Origin of the sequence: Pseudomonas sp. SJZ103 (assembly GCF_007828335.1) — a bacterium.
In the GTDB taxonomy this organism is placed as follows: domain Bacteria; phylum Pseudomonadota; class Gammaproteobacteria; order Pseudomonadales; family Pseudomonadaceae; genus Aquipseudomonas.
On record NZ_VIUN01000016.1, the window covers coordinates 128,906 to 145,104 of the forward strand.

General features: G+C 56.7%; 17 protein-coding genes. 15 read left to right on the forward strand and 2 right to left on the reverse strand.

Annotated features, from left to right (window positions below; translation table 11 throughout):
• The first annotated feature begins 14 nt into the window (after window positions 1-14).
• The 15 genes from FBY10_RS26850 to FBY10_RS26920 all read left to right on the forward strand — a co-directional run bounded on the left by FBY10_RS26850 (window position 15) and on the right by FBY10_RS26920 (window position 14,543).
• Window positions 15-812: a ParA family protein gene (locus FBY10_RS26850; protein ID WP_015886651.1), complete on the forward strand. Its 798-nt coding sequence runs from the start codon at window positions 15-17 to the stop codon at window positions 810-812.
• Between the two features lie 9 nt (window positions 813-821).
• On the forward strand, window positions 822-1,694 hold the full coding sequence (locus FBY10_RS26855) for a ParB/RepB/Spo0J family partition protein (RefSeq protein WP_131699633.1): 873 nt from the start codon (window positions 822-824) through the stop codon (window positions 1,692-1,694).
• 148 nt (window positions 1,695-1,842) lie between these two features.
• Complete coding sequence (locus FBY10_RS26860; protein ID WP_131699634.1) at window positions 1,843-2,250, forward strand: F0F1 ATP synthase subunit I; 408 nt, start codon at window positions 1,843-1,845, stop codon at window positions 2,248-2,250.
• Window positions 2,251-2,266: 16 nt separating this feature from the next.
• On the forward strand, window positions 2,267-3,136 hold the full coding sequence (gene atpB, locus FBY10_RS26865; protein ID WP_017736231.1) for a F0F1 ATP synthase subunit A: 870 nt from the start codon (window positions 2,267-2,269) through the stop codon (window positions 3,134-3,136).
• A 133-nt stretch (window positions 3,137-3,269) separates the two neighbouring features.
• Window positions 3,270-3,527, forward strand: a complete 258-nt coding sequence (gene atpE / locus FBY10_RS26870; RefSeq protein ID WP_002555987.1) for a F0F1 ATP synthase subunit C — start codon at window positions 3,270-3,272, stop codon at window positions 3,525-3,527.
• A gap of 55 nt (window positions 3,528-3,582) precedes the next feature.
• Window positions 3,583-4,053: a F0F1 ATP synthase subunit B gene (locus tag FBY10_RS26875; RefSeq protein ID WP_008439543.1), complete on the forward strand. Its 471-nt coding sequence runs from the start codon at window positions 3,583-3,585 to the stop codon at window positions 4,051-4,053.
• A 12-nt stretch (window positions 4,054-4,065) separates the two neighbouring features.
• On the forward strand, window positions 4,066-4,602 hold the full coding sequence (locus tag FBY10_RS26880; RefSeq protein WP_053127454.1) for a F0F1 ATP synthase subunit delta: 537 nt from the start codon (window positions 4,066-4,068) through the stop codon (window positions 4,600-4,602).
• A gap of 21 nt (window positions 4,603-4,623) precedes the next feature.
• Window positions 4,624-6,168, forward strand: coding sequence for a F0F1 ATP synthase subunit alpha (atpA, locus tag FBY10_RS26885; protein ID WP_053127456.1), 1,545 nt, complete (start codon window positions 4,624-4,626; stop codon window positions 6,166-6,168).
• Between the two features lie 50 nt (window positions 6,169-6,218).
• Window positions 6,219-7,079, forward strand: coding sequence for a F0F1 ATP synthase subunit gamma (gene atpG, locus FBY10_RS26890; RefSeq protein WP_003195829.1), 861 nt, complete (start codon window positions 6,219-6,221; stop codon window positions 7,077-7,079).
• Window positions 7,080-7,106: 27 nt separating this feature from the next.
• Entirely contained in the window at window positions 7,107-8,483 is a 1,377-nt protein-coding gene (atpD, locus tag FBY10_RS26895; RefSeq protein ID WP_003177062.1) for a F0F1 ATP synthase subunit beta, read from the forward strand.
• A gap of 44 nt (window positions 8,484-8,527) precedes the next feature.
• Window positions 8,528-8,944, forward strand: a complete 417-nt coding sequence (locus tag FBY10_RS26900; protein ID WP_003195825.1) for a F0F1 ATP synthase subunit epsilon — start codon at window positions 8,528-8,530, stop codon at window positions 8,942-8,944.
• A 123-nt stretch (window positions 8,945-9,067) separates the two neighbouring features.
• Window positions 9,068-10,435 carry a bifunctional UDP-N-acetylglucosamine diphosphorylase/glucosamine-1-phosphate N-acetyltransferase GlmU gene (glmU, locus tag FBY10_RS26905; RefSeq protein WP_145338379.1) on the forward strand — a complete coding sequence of 456 codons (1,368 nt, stop codon included), beginning with the start codon at window positions 9,068-9,070 and terminating at the stop codon, window positions 10,433-10,435.
• A 228-nt stretch (window positions 10,436-10,663) separates the two neighbouring features.
• A complete protein-coding gene (locus FBY10_RS26910; RefSeq protein WP_131699636.1) occupies window positions 10,664-11,431 on the forward strand; it encodes a DeoR/GlpR family DNA-binding transcription regulator in 768 nt (255 codons plus the stop codon).
• A gap of 10 nt (window positions 11,432-11,441) precedes the next feature.
• Window positions 11,442-13,274: a glutamine--fructose-6-phosphate transaminase (isomerizing) gene (gene glmS, locus FBY10_RS26915; protein ID WP_145338380.1), complete on the forward strand. Its 1,833-nt coding sequence runs from the start codon at window positions 11,442-11,444 to the stop codon at window positions 13,272-13,274.
• A 162-nt stretch (window positions 13,275-13,436) separates the two neighbouring features.
• A complete protein-coding gene (locus FBY10_RS26920; RefSeq protein ID WP_145338381.1) occupies window positions 13,437-14,543 on the forward strand; it encodes a TniQ family protein in 1,107 nt (368 codons plus the stop codon).
• 159 nt (window positions 14,544-14,702) lie between these two features.
• Here the strand turns inward: FBY10_RS26920 and FBY10_RS32065 are convergent, their stop codons facing one another.
• Together FBY10_RS32065 and FBY10_RS26930 are read right to left on the reverse strand one after the other, a co-directional pair.
• On the reverse strand, window positions 14,703-14,969 hold the full coding sequence (locus FBY10_RS32065; RefSeq protein WP_145338382.1) for an antitoxin Xre/MbcA/ParS toxin-binding domain-containing protein: 267 nt from the start codon (window positions 14,967-14,969) through the stop codon (window positions 14,703-14,705).
• A 27-nt stretch (window positions 14,970-14,996) separates the two neighbouring features.
• Window positions 14,997-16,133 (reverse strand): TnsD family Tn7-like transposition protein, encoded by a 1,137-nt coding sequence (locus FBY10_RS26930; RefSeq protein WP_256663593.1) that lies wholly within the window; start codon window positions 16,131-16,133, stop codon window positions 14,997-14,999.
• Window positions 16,134-16,199: the final 66 nt, after the last annotated feature.

The window sequence follows — 16,199 nt, forward strand, 5'->3', positions numbered from 1 at the left end:
GAACACAAGCAAGAATGGCTAAGGTATTCGCGATAGCGAACCAGAAAGGTGGCGTGGGCAAAACCACCACCTGCATCAACCTCGCAGCATCTCTGGTCGCCACCAAGCGCCGGGTGCTGTTGATCGATCTCGATCCACAGGGCAACGCCACCATGGGTAGCGGTGTGGATAAACACGGCTTGGAAAACTCGGTCTACGACTTGCTGATTGGCGAGTGCGACCTGGCCCAGGCCATGCACTACTCCGAGCATGGCGGTTATCAACTGCTGCCGGCCAACCGCGATTTGACAGCGGCGGAAGTGGTGCTGCTGGAAATGCAGATGAAGGAGAGCCGTCTGCGCAGCGCTTTGGCACCGATCCGCGAGAACTACGACTACATTTTGATCGACTGCCCACCGTCGCTGTCGATGCTCACACTTAACGCACTGGTGGCGGCCGATGGGGTGATCATTCCCATGCAGTGTGAGTACTACGCGCTGGAAGGGTTGAGCGACCTTGTGGATAACATCAAGCGTATCGCCGAGTTGCTCAACCCGAACCTGCAGATCGAAGGCCTGCTGCGCACCATGTTCGACCCGCGGCTGAGCCTGATGAACGATGTGTCGGCCCAGCTCAAGGAACACTTTGGCGAGCAGCTGTACGACACCGTGATCCCACGTAACATCCGCTTGGCCGAAGCGCCGAGCTATGGCATGCCGGCGTTGGCGTACGACAAGACTTCGCGTGGTGCCATTGCCTACCTGGCATTGGCCGGCGAGATGGTTCGTCGTCAACGCCGCAACTCACGCACCGCTGCAGCCCAGCCAACTTAAGGAATCCCCATGGCCGTCAAGAAACGAGGTCTCGGACGTGGACTGGATGCACTGTTGAGTGGTCCGACCGTCACATCGCTTGAAGAACAGGCGGTGCAGGCTGACGAACGTGAGCTGCAGCACCTGCCCCTGGACCTGATCCAGCGCGGCAAATATCAGCCACGCCGGGACATGGATCCCCAGGCGCTGGAGGAGCTGGCCAATTCGATCAAGGCTCAGGGCGTGATGCAGCCGATTGTGGTTCGCCCGATCGGCGGCGGCCGCTTTGAAATCATCGCCGGTGAACGCCGCTGGCGCGCCAGCCAGCAGGCCGGCAAGGACACCATCCCGGCGATGGTGCGCGATGTAACGGATGAAACCGCCATCGCCATGGCGTTGATCGAGAACATCCAGCGTGAAGACCTCAACCCGATCGAAGAAGCGATCGCCCTGCAGCGTTTGCAGCAGGAGTTCCAGCTGACCCAGCAACAGGTCGCCGAGGCCGTGGGTAAATCCCGTGTCACCGTGTCCAACTTGCTGCGCCTGATCGCGCTGCCGGAGGTCATCAAGACCATGTTGTCCCATGGCGACCTCGAGATGGGGCACGCCCGTGCTTTGCTCGGTTTACCGGAAAATCAACAGGTTGAAGGGGCGCGACACGTTGTCGCACGAGGGCTCACCGTTCGTCAGACCGAGGCCCTGGTTCGCCAGTGGCTCAGCGGCAAACCTGCACCGGTCGAAGCGGCCAAACCTGATCCGGATATTGCGCGCCTGGAGCAGCGCCTGGCCGAGCGCCTGGGCTCTGCGGTACAAATTCGCCACGGCAAGAAAGGCAAAGGACAATTGGTCATCGGATATAACTCCCTTGATGAGCTTCAGGGCGTCCTTGCCCACATCCGCTGAAACATTTGCTTATGTAGCGCGTGATCGGAAATCACTACCCGGCAGTTGAATAGGGGCAGAACCGCCCCTATACTCTGCGCGCATTTTGTCGGCACAAATTATGCCAAGTTATTGATTTCCGGCAGCCGACTATTGAGGAGCAAGAGTGATGGAAACCCGCACGCCAAACACGTCGCCCTTCCATCGCTTGGCTGTTTTTCCGGTTTTATTGGCTCAATTTGTCATTTTGCTGATCGCCGCATTGGCGCTTTGGTACTGGCATGGAGTCGTAGCCGGATATTCAGGACTTTGCGGAGGCCTGATAGCCTTGCTGCCCAATATGTATTTTGCTCACAGGGCCTTTCGGTTTTCCGGCGCCCGAGCAGCCCAGGCTATCGTCCGGTCTTTTTATGCCGGCGAGGCGGGGAAACTGATTTTGACGGCAGTGCTGTTTGCACTGACCTTTGCAGGTGTGAAGCCATTGGCGCCGCTGGCTGTATTCGGCGTCTTCGTGTTGACCCAACTGGTCAGCTGGTTCGCTCCCCTGCTAATGAAAACAAGACTTTCGAAACCTTAGGGCGTTTGAGGCAACCATGGCAGAAACAACCGCTTCGGGCTATATCCAGCACCACTTGCAGAACCTGACCTTCGGTCAGCTTCCCAACGGCGGCTGGGGCTTTGCCCACTCCGCAGCAGAGGCCAAAGAAATGGGCTTCTGGGCTTTCCACCTGGATACTCTGGGCTGGTCGGTCGCTTTGGGTCTGATCTTCGTCCTGATTTTCCGCATGGCGGCAAAGAAGGCAACTTCCGGTCAGCCAGGTGCTTTGCAGAACTTCGTTGAAGTATTGGTCGAATTCGTCGATGGCAGCGTGAAAGACAGCTTCCATGGCCGTAGCCCGGTGATTGCACCGCTGGCACTCACCATCTTCGTCTGGGTGTTCCTGATGAACGCCGTCGACCTGATCCCGGTTGACTGGATTCCTCAGCTGGCCATGGCGATTTCCGGCGATCCGCACATTCCATTCCGTGCCGTATCGACCACTGACCCGAACGCTACCCTGGGCATGGCCCTGTCGGTATTTGCGTTGATCATTTTCTACAGCATCAAGATCAAGGGCATCGGCGGCTTCATCGGCGAACTGACCCTGCACCCGTTCGGCAGCAAGAACATCTTCGTTCAAGCCCTGCTGATCCCGGTGAACTTCCTGCTGGAATTCGTCACCCTGATCGCCAAGCCGATCTCCCTGGCCCTGCGACTGTTCGGCAACATGTATGCCGGCGAGCTGGTGTTCATTCTGATCGCTGTGATGTTCGGCAGCGGCCTGCTCTGGCTTAGCGGTCTGGGCATTGTTCTGCAGTGGGCGTGGGCTGTGTTCCACATCCTGATCATCACCCTGCAGGCCTTCATCTTCATGATGCTGACTATCGTCTACCTGTCGATGGCGCACGAAGAGAACCATTAAGACCAGTCTCGACTAGTCTGATGTCCTTCCCGGTGAAACGGGAAGGTGGCCCACCAGGGCTATGAAACGATTTGTTTTACCGCTTTAAAATCTAAAAAACCTAAACCATACGACGTAAAAGTCGGGAGGAAAGATGGAAACTGTAGTTGGTCTAACCGCTATCGCTGTTGCACTGTTGATCGGCCTGGGCGCCCTGGGTACTGCCATTGGTTTCGGCCTGCTGGGCGGCAAGTTCCTGGAAGGCGCAGCGCGTCAGCCAGAAATGGTTCCAATGCTGCAAGTTAAAATGTTCATCGTTGCCGGCCTGCTCGACGCCGTGACCATGATCGGCGTTGGTATCGCTCTGTTCTTCACCTTCGCGAACCCCTTCGTTGGTCAACTCGCCGGTTAATCACTCGTTTCTCGAGTGATTGGTGTGTTGTGCAACGAATGAGCGAGGTATTGGCGTGAACATTAATGCAACCATTATTGGTCAGTCCTTAGCGTTCTTGATTTTTGTCGTTTTCTGCATGAAGTTCGTATGGCCTCCGGTCATCGCGGCTTTGCACGAACGTCAAAAGAAGATCGCGGATGGACTGGACGCTGCCGCACGAGCAGCTCGCGACCTGGAGTTGGCCCAAGATAAAGCGGGTCAGCAACTGCGCGAAGCGAAAGCTCAAGCAGCCGAAATCATTGAGCAAGCCAAGAAACGCGGTAACCAGATCGTTGAAGAGGCTGTTGAAAAAGCCCGTATCGACGCTGACCGTGTGAAGGTTCAGGCTCAAGCCGAGATCGAGCAGGAACTGAACGGTGTCAAAGATGCGCTGCGTGCCCAATTGGGTGCTCTGGCCGTCGGCGGTGCTGAGAAGATCCTGGGTGCCACAATTGATCAAAACGCGCACGCGGAGCTGGTTAACAAACTGGCTGCTGAAATTTAAGCGAGGGCGATCATGGCAGAATTGACCACGTTGGCCCGACCTTACGCTAAGGCAGCCTTCGAGCACGCCCAGGCCCACCAGCAGCTGGCCTCTTGGTCAGCCATGCTCGGCCTGGCTGCAGCAGTGTCGCAAGACGACACCATGCAGCGCGTGCTCAAGGCCCCGCGACTGACGAGCGCAGACAAGGCCGCCACTTTTATTGAAGTGTGCGGCGACAAGTTTGATGTGAAAGTGCAGAACTTCATCAACGTCATCGCCGAAAACGACCGTCTCCTGCTTTTGCCGGAGATTGCCGCTCTGTTCGACCTGTACAAGGCCGAGCAAGAGAAATCGGTAGACGTTGAAGTGACCAGTGCTTTTGCATTGAACCAAGAACAGCAAGACAAACTCGCCAAGGTTCTCAGTGCACGACTCGACCGGGAAGTGCGCCTGCAAGTTGCGGAAGACCCATCCCTCATTGGGGGTGTTGTCATTCGCGCCGGCGACCTGGTTATCGATGGCTCGATTCGCGGCAAACTCGCGAATCTTGCCGAAGCATTGAAATCTTGAGTTTGAAGGGGCAGCAGAGCAATGCAGCAACTCAATCCTTCCGAAATAAGTGAAATTATCAAGGGCCGCATCGACAAGCTCGATGTGACCTCCCAAGCCCGTAACGAAGGCACTGTCGTCAGCGTATCTGACGGCATCGTGCGGATTCACGGTCTGGCCGACGTTATGTACGGCGAGATGATCGAGTTTCCGGGCGGCGTCTTCGGTATGGCCCTCAACCTGGAGCAAGACTCCGTAGGTGCCGTTGTATTGGGCGCGTACACCAGTCTGGCTGAAGGCATGAGCGCCAAGTGCACAGGCCGCATCCTGGAGGTTCCGGTTGGTAAGGAACTGCTGGGTCGCGTAGTCGACGCACTGGGTAACCCTGTTGACGGTAAAGGTCCACTGGGCAACACCGAGACCGACGCGGTCGAGAAAGTTGCTCCAGGCGTGATCTGGCGTAAGTCGGTAGACCAGCCTGTACAGACTGGCTACAAGGCTGTCGATGCCATGATCCCTGTCGGCCGTGGCCAGCGTGAGCTGATCATCGGTGACCGTCAGATCGGTAAAACCGCTCTGGCGATCGACGCGATCATCAACCAGAAGAACAGCGGCATTTTCTGCGTCTACGTAGCGATCGGTCAGAAGCAATCGACCATCGCCAACGTGGTTCGCAAGCTGGAAGAAAACGGCGCCCTGGCCAACACGATCATCGTGGCTGCCAGTGCTTCGGAATCTCCTGCGCTGCAATTCCTGGCACCGTACTCCGGTTGCACCATGGGTGAATTCTTCCGCGACCGCGGTGAAGACGCGCTGATCGTTTATGACGATCTGTCCAAGCAAGCAGTGGCTTACCGCCAGATTTCCCTGCTGCTGCGCCGTCCACCAGGCCGTGAAGCTTACCCAGGCGACGTGTTCTATCTCCACTCCCGTCTGCTGGAGCGCGCATCCCGCGTTTCGGAAGAGTACGTAGAGAAGTTCACCAACGGCGCAGTGACCGGCAAAACCGGTTCCCTGACCGCGCTGCCGATCATCGAAACCCAGGCTGGCGACGTTTCCGCGTTCGTTCCGACCAACGTGATTTCCATCACCGACGGTCAGATCTTCCTGGAATCGGCCATGTTCAACTCGGGCATCCGCCCTGCAGTGAACGCCGGTGTTTCGGTATCCCGTGTGGGTGGTGCCGCTCAGACCAAGATCATCAAGAAGCTCTCCGGTGGTATCCGTACCGCTCTGGCTCAGTACCGTGAACTGGCGGCATTCGCCCAGTTCGCTTCTGACCTGGACGAAGCGACCCGTAAGCAACTTGAGCATGGTCAGCGCGTTACCGAGCTGATGAAGCAGAAGCAATACGCCCCAATGTCGATCGCTGACATGGCGTTGTCGCTGTATGCCGCTGAGCGTGGGTTCCTGACCGACGTTGAAATCGCCAAGGTCGGCAGCTTTGAACAAGCGCTGATTGCTTACTTCAACCGCGATCACGCCGAATTGATGGCGAAGATCAACGTGAAGGGTGACTTCAATGACGATATCGACGCTGGCATGAAAGCCGGTATCGAGAAGTTCAAGGCCACCCAAACCTGGTAAGCCGCAGCGGGAGCCGCAAGGCTCCCGCTTGCTAACCTGATAGGTGTTACATGGCAGGCGCAAAAGAGATTCGCAGTAAGATTGCGAGCATCAAAAGCACGCAAAAAATTACCAGCGCCATGGAAAAAGTGGCGGTCAGCAAAATGCGCAAGGCACAAATGCGCATGGCTGCTAGCCGTCCTTATGCGGAGCGTATCCGCCAGGTAATTGGGCATCTGGCCAACGCCAACCCGGAATACCGCCACCCATTCATGATCGAACGCGCCGTCAAGCGTGTGGGTTATGTGGTAGTGAGCAGTGACCGTGGTTTGTGCGGTGGTTTGAATACCAACCTGTTCAAGGCCCTGGTCAAGGACATGGCGGTAAACCGCGAAAACGGCGTCGAGATCGATCTGTGTGTTGTTGGTAGCAAGGGTGCGGCCTTTTTCCGCAACTTCGGCGGTAACGTCGTTGCAGCTATCAGCCACCTGGGTGAAGAGCCGTCGATCAATGATTTGATCGGCAGTGTGAAGGTGATGCTGGATGCGTACCTGGAAGGCCGGATTGACCGCCTCTCCGTGGTATCCAACAAGTTCATCAACACCATGACCCAGCAGCCAACCGTGGAGCAATTGATTCCACTGGTGGCGACTCCGGATCAGGAACTCAAGCACCACTGGGACTACCTCTACGAACCAGACGCCAAAGAGCTGCTTGACGGCTTGATGGTGCGCTACGTGGAGTCGCAGGTGTACCAGGCGGTGGTCGAGAACAACGCAGCTGAACAAGCGGCGCGGATGATCGCGATGAAAAACGCTACCGATAACGCCGGTGATCTGATCAGCGATTTGCAGCTGATCTACAACAAGGCGCGTCAGGCTGCGATCACCCAAGAGATCTCGGAAATCGTCGGCGGCGCTGCCGCGGTTTAACGGTTCAAATATTCAGAGGATCCAGCTATGAGTAGCGGACGTATCGTTCAAATCATCGGCGCCGTTATCGACGTGGAATTTCCACGCGACAGCGTACCGAGCATCTACAACGCGCTGAAAGTACAAGGCGCGGAAACTACTCTGGAAGTTCAGCAGCAGCTGGGCGACGGCGTAGTTCGTACCATTGCGATGGGTTCCACCGAAGGCTTGAAGCGCGGTCTGGACGTAATCGACTCTGGCGCAGCCATCTCCGTACCGGTCGGTAAAGCGACCCTGGGCCGGATCATGGACGTACTGGGCAACCCGATTGACGAAGCTGGCCCGATCGACACCGAAGAGCGCTGGGGCATTCACCGTCCAGCACCTTCGTTCGCCGAACAAGCTGGCGGCAACGACCTGCTGGAAACCGGCATCAAGGTTATCGACCTGGTTTGCCCGTTCGCCAAGGGCGGTAAAGTCGGTCTGTTCGGTGGTGCCGGTGTAGGCAAGACCGTAAACATGATGGAACTGATCCGTAACATCGCCATCGAGCACAGCGGTTATTCCGTGTTCGCCGGTGTGGGTGAGCGTACTCGTGAGGGTAACGACTTCTACCACGAGATGAAGGACTCCAACGTTCTGGACAAAGTGGCACTGGTTTACGGTCAGATGAACGAGCCGCCGGGAAACCGTCTGCGCGTAGCACTGACTGGCCTGACCATGGCCGAGAAGTTCCGTGACGAAGGTAACGACGTTCTGCTGTTCGTCGACAACATCTACCGTTACACCCTGGCCGGTACTGAAGTATCCGCACTGCTGGGCCGTATGCCTTCCGCAGTAGGTTACCAGCCGACCCTGGCTGAAGAGATGGGCGTTCTGCAAGAACGTATCACTTCGACCAAGGAAGGTTCGATCACTTCGATCCAAGCGGTATACGTACCTGCGGATGACTTGACCGACCCATCGCCTGCGACCACCTTCGCCCACTTGGACGCCACCGTCGTTCTGTCCCGTGACATCGCTTCCCTGGGTATCTACCCAGCGGTCGATCCACTCGACTCGACTTCGCGCCAGCTGGACCCGAACGTGATCGGCCAGGAGCACTACGACACCGCTCGCGGCGTTCAGTACGTGCTGCAGCGTTACAAAGAACTGAAGGACATCATTGCGATCCTGGGTATGGACGAGCTGTCGGAAGCCGACAAGCAGTTGGTAAACCGTGCTCGTAAGATCCAGCGTTTCTTGTCGCAGCCGTTCTTCGTGGCTGAAGTCTTCACCGGTGCTTCGGGTAAATACGTTTCCCTGAAAGACACCATTGCTGGCTTCAAAGGCATCCTCAACGGTGACTACGACCACCTGCCAGAACAAGCGTTCTACATGGTCGGCGGCATCGAAGAAGCGATCGAGAAAGCCAAGAAACTGTAATCCAAGCGCCCGGAAACGGGCGCTCATCAGGTTGAGGCAATCAGATGGCTATGACAGTCCATTGCGATATCGTCAGCGCGGAAGGGGAAATCTTCTCCGGTCTGGTGGAGTTTGTGACAGCGCACGGTGACCTGGGTGATCTTGGTATCGCCATGGGCCACGCACCGCTGATCACCAGCTTGAAGCCAGGTCCGATCACTCTGACCAAGCAAGGCGGGGAACGTGAGGTGTTTTACATCTCCGGTGGTTTCCTCGAGGTTCAGCCGAACATGGTCAAGGTACTTGCCGACACCGTGCAACGTGCTGGCGATCTGGATGAAGCCTCCGCTCAGGAAGCCGTCAAGGCTGCCGAGAAGGCCCTGAACGAAAAGGGTGCGGACTTCGACTACAGCGCTGCTGCTGTACGTCTGGCCGAGGCTGCAGCTCAGCTGCGCACGCTCCAGCAGATCCGCAAGAAGTAAGCGGCCACGCCGTGATGCTTATGCGCGATTGATTAAAAAGGGTAGCCTCGGCTACCCTTTTTCTTTATTTAGCAAAACACATCTCTGGTCTGAAGCCGGACCGCCCAGGATTGGTAGCCATTCATGTCTCTTGAAATCGTCATTCTCGCCGCAGGCCAAGGCACCCGCATGCGTTCGGCCCTGCCCAAGGTGCTGCACCCGGTCGCGGGTAATTCCATGCTTGGGCATGTTATCCACAGCGCTCGCCAGTTGGGCCCACAACGTATCCACGTAGTGATCGGCCATGGCGCCGATGTGGTGCGTGAACGCCTGGCTGCGGATGACCTGAATTTCGTATTGCAGGACAAACAACTGGGGACCGGCCACGCCACCGCGCAAGCTGTGCCGTTCATTACCGCTGACACCGTGCTGATCCTCTACGGTGACGTGCCGCTGATCGAAGTGGAAACCCTGCAACGCCTGCTCAAACATGTGGTGCCCGGCCAGATGGGCCTGCTCACCGTTGAGCTGGATGACCCCACCGGTTACGGGCGCATCGTGCGCGGTGCCGACGGCAAGGTCGCGGCGATCGTCGAGCACAAGGACGCCAGTGAAGCCCAGCGGGCTATCACCGAAGGCAACACCGGTATTCTCGCCGTGCCTGCCAATAAGCTCGCCGACTGGATGAGCCGTCTGTCCAACAACAACGCCCAGGGCGAGTACTACCTCACCGATGTGATCGAGATGGCCGTGAGTGATGGCCTGCTGGTCGCCACCGAACAGCCTCACGACCCAATGGAAGTGCAGGGCGCCAATGATCGCAAGCAGCTTGCAGAGCTCGAACGTCACTACCAACTGCGTGAAGGCCGCCGCCTGATGGCCCAGGGCGTGACCCTGCGCGACCCGGCTCGCTTCGATGTACGCGGTGAGGTCAGCGTGGGCCGCGACGTACTGATCGATATCAACGTGGTCCTCGAAGGCCGCGTGATCATCGAAGACGACGTGGTCATCGGCCCGAACTGCGTGATCAAGGACAGCACCCTGCGCAAGGGCGTGGTGATCAAGGCCAACAGCCATATCGACGGTGCCGTGATGGGCGAGGGCAGCGATGCCGGACCGTTTGCGCGGTTGCGTCCGGGCACCGTGATGGGCGCCAGGGCGCACGTCGGTAATTTTGTCGAATTGAAGAACGCACGGATGGGCGACGACGCAAAGGCCGGCCACCTGGCCTACCTCGGTGATGCGGTGATTGGTGCACGCAGCAACATCGGCGCTGGCGCAATCACCTGCAACTACGACGGTGCCAACAAGTACCAGACGACGATTGGTGAGGACGTATTCATCGGTTCCAACAACTCGCTGATTGCACCTGTGACGATCGGCGATGGTTCGAATACGGCAGCGGGCTCAACCATCAACCAGGATGTGGATAAGTCCCAGCTGGCCGTAGCCCGCGCCCGCCAACGCAATATCGACGGCTGGAAACGCCCGGTCAAAATCAAAAAGACCTGAGTTATCCACAGCCTCATCAGCAGTGCTATCCAAATGTGGGAGGGGGCTCGCCCCCGATGGCGGATTTCCAGTCAATGTTTTAGTCGACTGATCTACCGCAATCGGGGGCTCGCCCCTTCCCACATTTGTCGTGTGTTGTTCGAAAAATCTGGTCCCGACGCTTGACGATATCTTGCCAATAGGTTTTGATTGCCTTCGTTATCTTTCGAAACGAAACTTATCATCACCATGTCGAAACGAAATACACCCCAACGGCGGCACAACATCCTGACCTTGCTCAACGAACAGGGCGAAGTCAGCGTGGACGAATTGGCCAAGCGTTTCGAAACCTCGGAAGTCACTATCCGCAAGGACTTGGCCGCCCTAGAAAGTAACGGCCTGTTGCTGCGCCGCTACGGTGGTGCGATCACCATGCCTCAGGAACTGGTGGGCGACCCCGCCCAACCGATCTCGGCCTACAAGCGTGCGATCGCCCGCGCTGCCGTGACGCGTCTGCGTGAACACGCCCGCATCATCATCGACAGCGGCAGCACCACCGCCGCCATGATCCCGGAACTGGGCCATCAGCCCGGCCTCGTGGTCATGACCAACTCCCTGCACGTGGCCAGCGCCTTGAGCGAACTGGAACACGAGCCGGTGCTGTTGATGACCGGCGGCACCTGGGACCCGCATTCGGACTCGTTCCAGGGCCAGGTCGCCGAGCAGGTGTTGCGTTCCTACGACTTTGATCAACTGTTCATCGGCGCCGACGGCATCGATCTGCAGCGTGGCACCACCACCTTCAACGAATTACTGGGCCTGAGCCGTGTGATGGCCGAGGTCGCCCGTGAAGTGGTGGTGATGGTCGAATCCGACAAGATCGGCCGCAAGATTCCCAACCTGGAACTGCCCTGGAGCAGCGTCCATACCCTTATTACCGATGATCGCCTGCCGCTTGAGGCCCGCGACCAGATCCAAGCCCGCGGCATTACGCTGATATGCGCGGCAATCATCTAGGAGAAGCACCATGTGTGGAATTGTTGGCGCAGTTGCCGAACGTAACGTTACTGCCATCCTGCTCGAAGGCCTCAAGCGCCTGGAATACCGCGGCTACGACAGCGCAGGTGTGGCCGTTTTCACCAATGCTGGCAAGCTTGAGCGTATGCGCCGCCCAGGTAAGGTCAGCGAGTTGGAGCAGGCATTGGCCGGCGAGCCGCTGGTAGGTCGCCTGGGGATTGCCCACACCCGCTGGGCTACCCACGGCGCACCGTGCGAGCGTAACGCCCACCCGCACTTCTCCGGTGACTTGGCCGTGGTGCACAACGGCATCATCGAAAACCACGAAGTGCTGCGCGAACAGCTCAAGAGCATGGGCTACGTATTCACCTCGGACACCGACACCGAAGTCATCGCCCACCTGCTCAACCACAAGCTCAAGGACCACAGTGACCTGACCACCGCCCTCAAGGCCACGGTCAAGGAACTGCACGGCGCCTACGGTCTGGCCGTGGTCAGCGCCAGCCAACCGGACCGCGTAGTTGCCGCCCGCAGTGGCAGCCCGCTGGTAATCGGCCTGGGCCTGGGTGAGAACTTCCTCGCCTCCGACCAACTGGCCCTGCGCCAGGTCACCGACCGCTTCATGTACCTGGAAGAAGGCGATATTGCCGACATTCGCCGTGAAAGCGTGGCCATCTGGGACGTGAATGGCAATTCCGTCGAGCGCGAAGCCGTGCAGTACCGCGACGGTGCAGAAGCCGCCGACAAGGGCGAGTTCCGCCACTTCATGCTCAAGGAAATCCACGAGCAACCGGCCGTGGTACAGCGCACCCTCGAAGGCCGCCTTGGCGACAAGCAAGTGCTGGTCAACGCCTTCGGCCCACAGGCTGCGGAGCTGTTCGCCAAAGTGCGCAATGTGCAGATCGTGGCCTGTGGTACCAGCTACCATGCCGGTATGGTTGCCCGTTACTGGCTGGAAGAACTGGCCGGCATCCCGTGCCAGGTCGAAGTCGCCAGTGAGTTCCGCTACCGCAAGGTGGTGGTGCAGGCCGACACCCTGTTCGTGACCATCTCCCAGTCCGGCGAAACCGCCGACACCCTGGCCGCGCTGCGCAACGCCAAAGAGCTGGGCTTCCTTGCCAGCCTGGCGATCTGCAACGTCAGCATCAGCTCCCTGGTGCGTGAGTCCGACCTGACCCTGCTGACCCAAGCCGGTCGCGAAATTGGCGTGGCATCCACCAAAGCGTTCACCACCCAGTTGGTCGGCCTGTTGCTGCTGACCCTGTCTCTGGGCCAGGTTCGCGGCACCTTGGCTGCCGGCGTCGAAGCCACCCTGGTGGAAGAACTGCGCCGCCTGCCGACCCGCCTGGGCGAAGCTTTGGCCATGGACAGCACCGTGGAAAAAGTCGCCGAGCTGTTCGCCGACAAGAACCACACCCTGTTCCTCGGCCGTGGCGCGCAGTACCCGGTGGCGATGGAAGGCTCGCTGAAGCTCAAGGAAATTTCGTACATCCACGCCGAAGCCTACCCGGCCGGTGAGCTCAAACACGGCCCGTTGGCCCTGGTGGACGACGACATGCCGGTGGTCACCGTAGCGCCGAACAACGAACTGCTGGAGAAGCTCAAGTCCAACCTGCAGGAAGTCCGCGCCCGTGGCGGCCAACTGATCGTGTTCGCCGACGAAAAAGCCGGCATGACCAACGGCGAAGGCACCCACGTCATCAACATGCCGCACATCCACGACACCTTGTCGCCGATCCTCTACACCATCCCGCTGCAGCTGCTGTCGTACTACGTCGCCGTGCTCAAAGGCACCGACGTTGACCAGCCGCGTAACCTGGCGAAGTCGGTGACGGTGGAGTAATCCGCTCTACCCTGGAGGCCCGCCCTGAAGCTACGAAATAAAGTCTGTCGGAAATAAATAAAGTCTGTCGCTGGCGCCTTCCTGCCCCCCCGGTTGAGCAGCCAGCGACGTTTTCCTGCGTGCCTCATTGCTCTCGACGCAGCTCTAGGTTTTATCGAAAAAATGATCTTAGCTATTCAGCCTGAGGAAACTGTGCGTTCCTTTGTGGAAAGAACTCTTTTTATTAAAGGAAAACATTCTTCCGAAGAAGTTTTTCGGAGGTTTCCCAAAAACTGCGTATTACGAGCGGATATTTTGTTAATCGCCGAAATGCAGGGATGGATTGGCTGCTATGGCTTGAACAAGATGCTTCATAGGCATACTAACTATCCGTTAAAGAAGGTTTTCAAGAATGTTCAAGATATCTCCTACTCTAGGGACGAATACATAGGTCAATCGAGGTGCTACGACTCAAATAGAACCCCATCAGGGTTTTGTCCTGTTTGTGTTGCCGAAGATATTGAACGCTTAGGATTTTCCTTCTGGCGACGTGCTCACTGTTGTGAGCTGAAAGTCTGCGCTGAACACAATGTAGAGCTTGTTAAGCGCTGCCCCTTCTGTGACAGGCAGTTTTGCCATGGAGGTCATAATTTGGGAGTGATGTGGACCAGCTGCGAGGGTCGGTATCTTAAAGACTGCCCTGTGACGCTGAACACAGATCCATATGAGCTGAAGAAAGCTCAGATTTTTACGGATATTCTGTCATTCACCCATCACCTCTCAGAGGAGTCAGTTCTCGCGGTCTTGGATGAAAAAGTCCATAAAAACGATGACCTAAAGCGTAGAGTTTTGAACTCTGGATCCAACATGCAGTTGGGAGAAATAATTAAATGGCGGCTGGAAACTGTTAAGACGTCGAGGTCTGTAAACAGGCTTCCACACGGAGAATCCACTGATTTTATTATCCAGGCTATAGTCGAAGCCTATGGAAAGTTTGCGGACTTTGTCAGTGATGTGAAAGCATATGGAGACGAAATCCGCCCGATTGAGTCATTGTGGTCCACGTATATTTCAGGGCATCAAGAATCAACGCATTTCGTTGAAGAAGACTACGACCAAGGTGTTGGTGTTTGGTGTTGTCCGTTCCCTGCTAAGGACTTATTGCGAATGTGGGATTGGCGGCCAGTTTATTATCCATGCTGTAGTTTTGAACGGCCAAAAAGAAAAGGCCATCAACCTAAACCCAAACGAGTAAATAATGCGCCGCCGGGTATTTACAGGCGGAAATAGTTTTCCTCTCTAAATGTTCGCTACGAGGACTAACCTCTAATTAAGTTATTGTCATGAGTTTCGATATCCCCTTCATACTATAAGATCAACTGGTCAATTCTTGGCGGTGAATACCGCTGTTTCCTCTCGCTCGCTGCGCCGCCAGGGAGACAGAACAGGTCACATATAAATGCCGTATTCAATTCTGAGCAATACGTCTCGAACCTCGGGATAGCCGCTAGGTTTGGTCAGCATCTCGCAAGGGCTGCGTCGGTTGAGTGCAGGTACTGGTGAACCGAGCCACCTATCGGCGCTTTTACGGTTTCCTAAGGTGTGACTTGCCTGCATCAAGACTTGTACCCGTCTGAGCTCGTAGCCACGGTATGTTGAGCTCCAGCATGCTGGCGGGCGCGAAAGGGCCAATCCTAGGATCGAAATCTTACTCATGTCCTTACACCTCGTTCGTTTCTTCAGCTAGCGTGAGGGGCTACCGAAACCGCTGTTCTTACCGCATAGCACGTGGCCGTGAAGGACCGTCGACTTGGAGCGATGCAGCACCGTGGACAAGAATGCTCTTGAGGCGGGGTATCGGTTCCGATTTTCCAAGCAAGACGAGAGCATGGGAACCCGGGTGTAAAGCTCGGTCGTAGTGACTGGACCGTGCTGCAGTCCAGTAATCGCCTCGTACGCCATTCGTATCATGCTAAGCAGCCGAGAATCCCGAGCCTCCCAGTCAATGGGGTGTTTTTCCACTTTGGCCGGTTTGACGAAGGTTTGCTCTTTGGCCATCAACCATGCTTTGTCGTTTCTATAAAGCCAGGCATAGATAGAAGGAATGGTATTTCTCAAAGCCTGGACCCCCAGTTCAGGATGCAAATTGTGTAGGTATTGCCACTGCGCTTTATGCTCCGCTAGCTCCCGGCTGTTCCTAGCTTCAATAGCCAGTGCATTGGTAACTGGATTGGCACGCAACAATCTATTGATCGTTGAGATCGAGATCTCAAGCTCTTCACAAAGCTTCTGTTTCGGAATGCCCTTGCCCAGTTTTGAGAGCAGAACCTCTTTAAGCCGGCCTTTTAATCGTTTGGGCCTTGGAGTGTTTTTGGTTGGAGCCGCAGCGTTTGAAAGCGAGACTTGCTCATCAGGTTTTCGCGATGGAGTGCTAGCGACTCGCTGGACTAATCTGGCGACTTCAGCGTCGTAGGCCTTCAGGAACGAGCGCAGGTCATCAAATAGCCAATCAATCAGTAGCAAATGCTTCAAAGGATGAATGCTTCTGCGGGGGGGACGGATAAGCTGGTTCATAAATGACTCAGTGCTTTTCTCATCTTCCGGCAATGATTCAAACAGATGAAAGCGGCGAAGCGGCTCTATCCGATCAAGCAGCGATGCAGATCTACCCCCTTGGAGCACAGCTGTTCGATAGGTCGCAGCGACGGCGCAGGACTCGAGGGACATTACTCTGCCGATGACCGCAAGATCGATGACATTGTTTGCCAAGTTCAGGAACGCCGGGCGTAACCACAGCTTCTGTGAGGAGGCCTGTTGGATCAAGCAGTCCTTGGTAGGTAGCGACCATTCAAACTGAATCGCCCCGGATTCTGTAGACACCTTGCAAGCTCATTGCGTAACGCTTTTCAAACTCTACCGGTGACAGCTGATTGTTGAAACCATGGC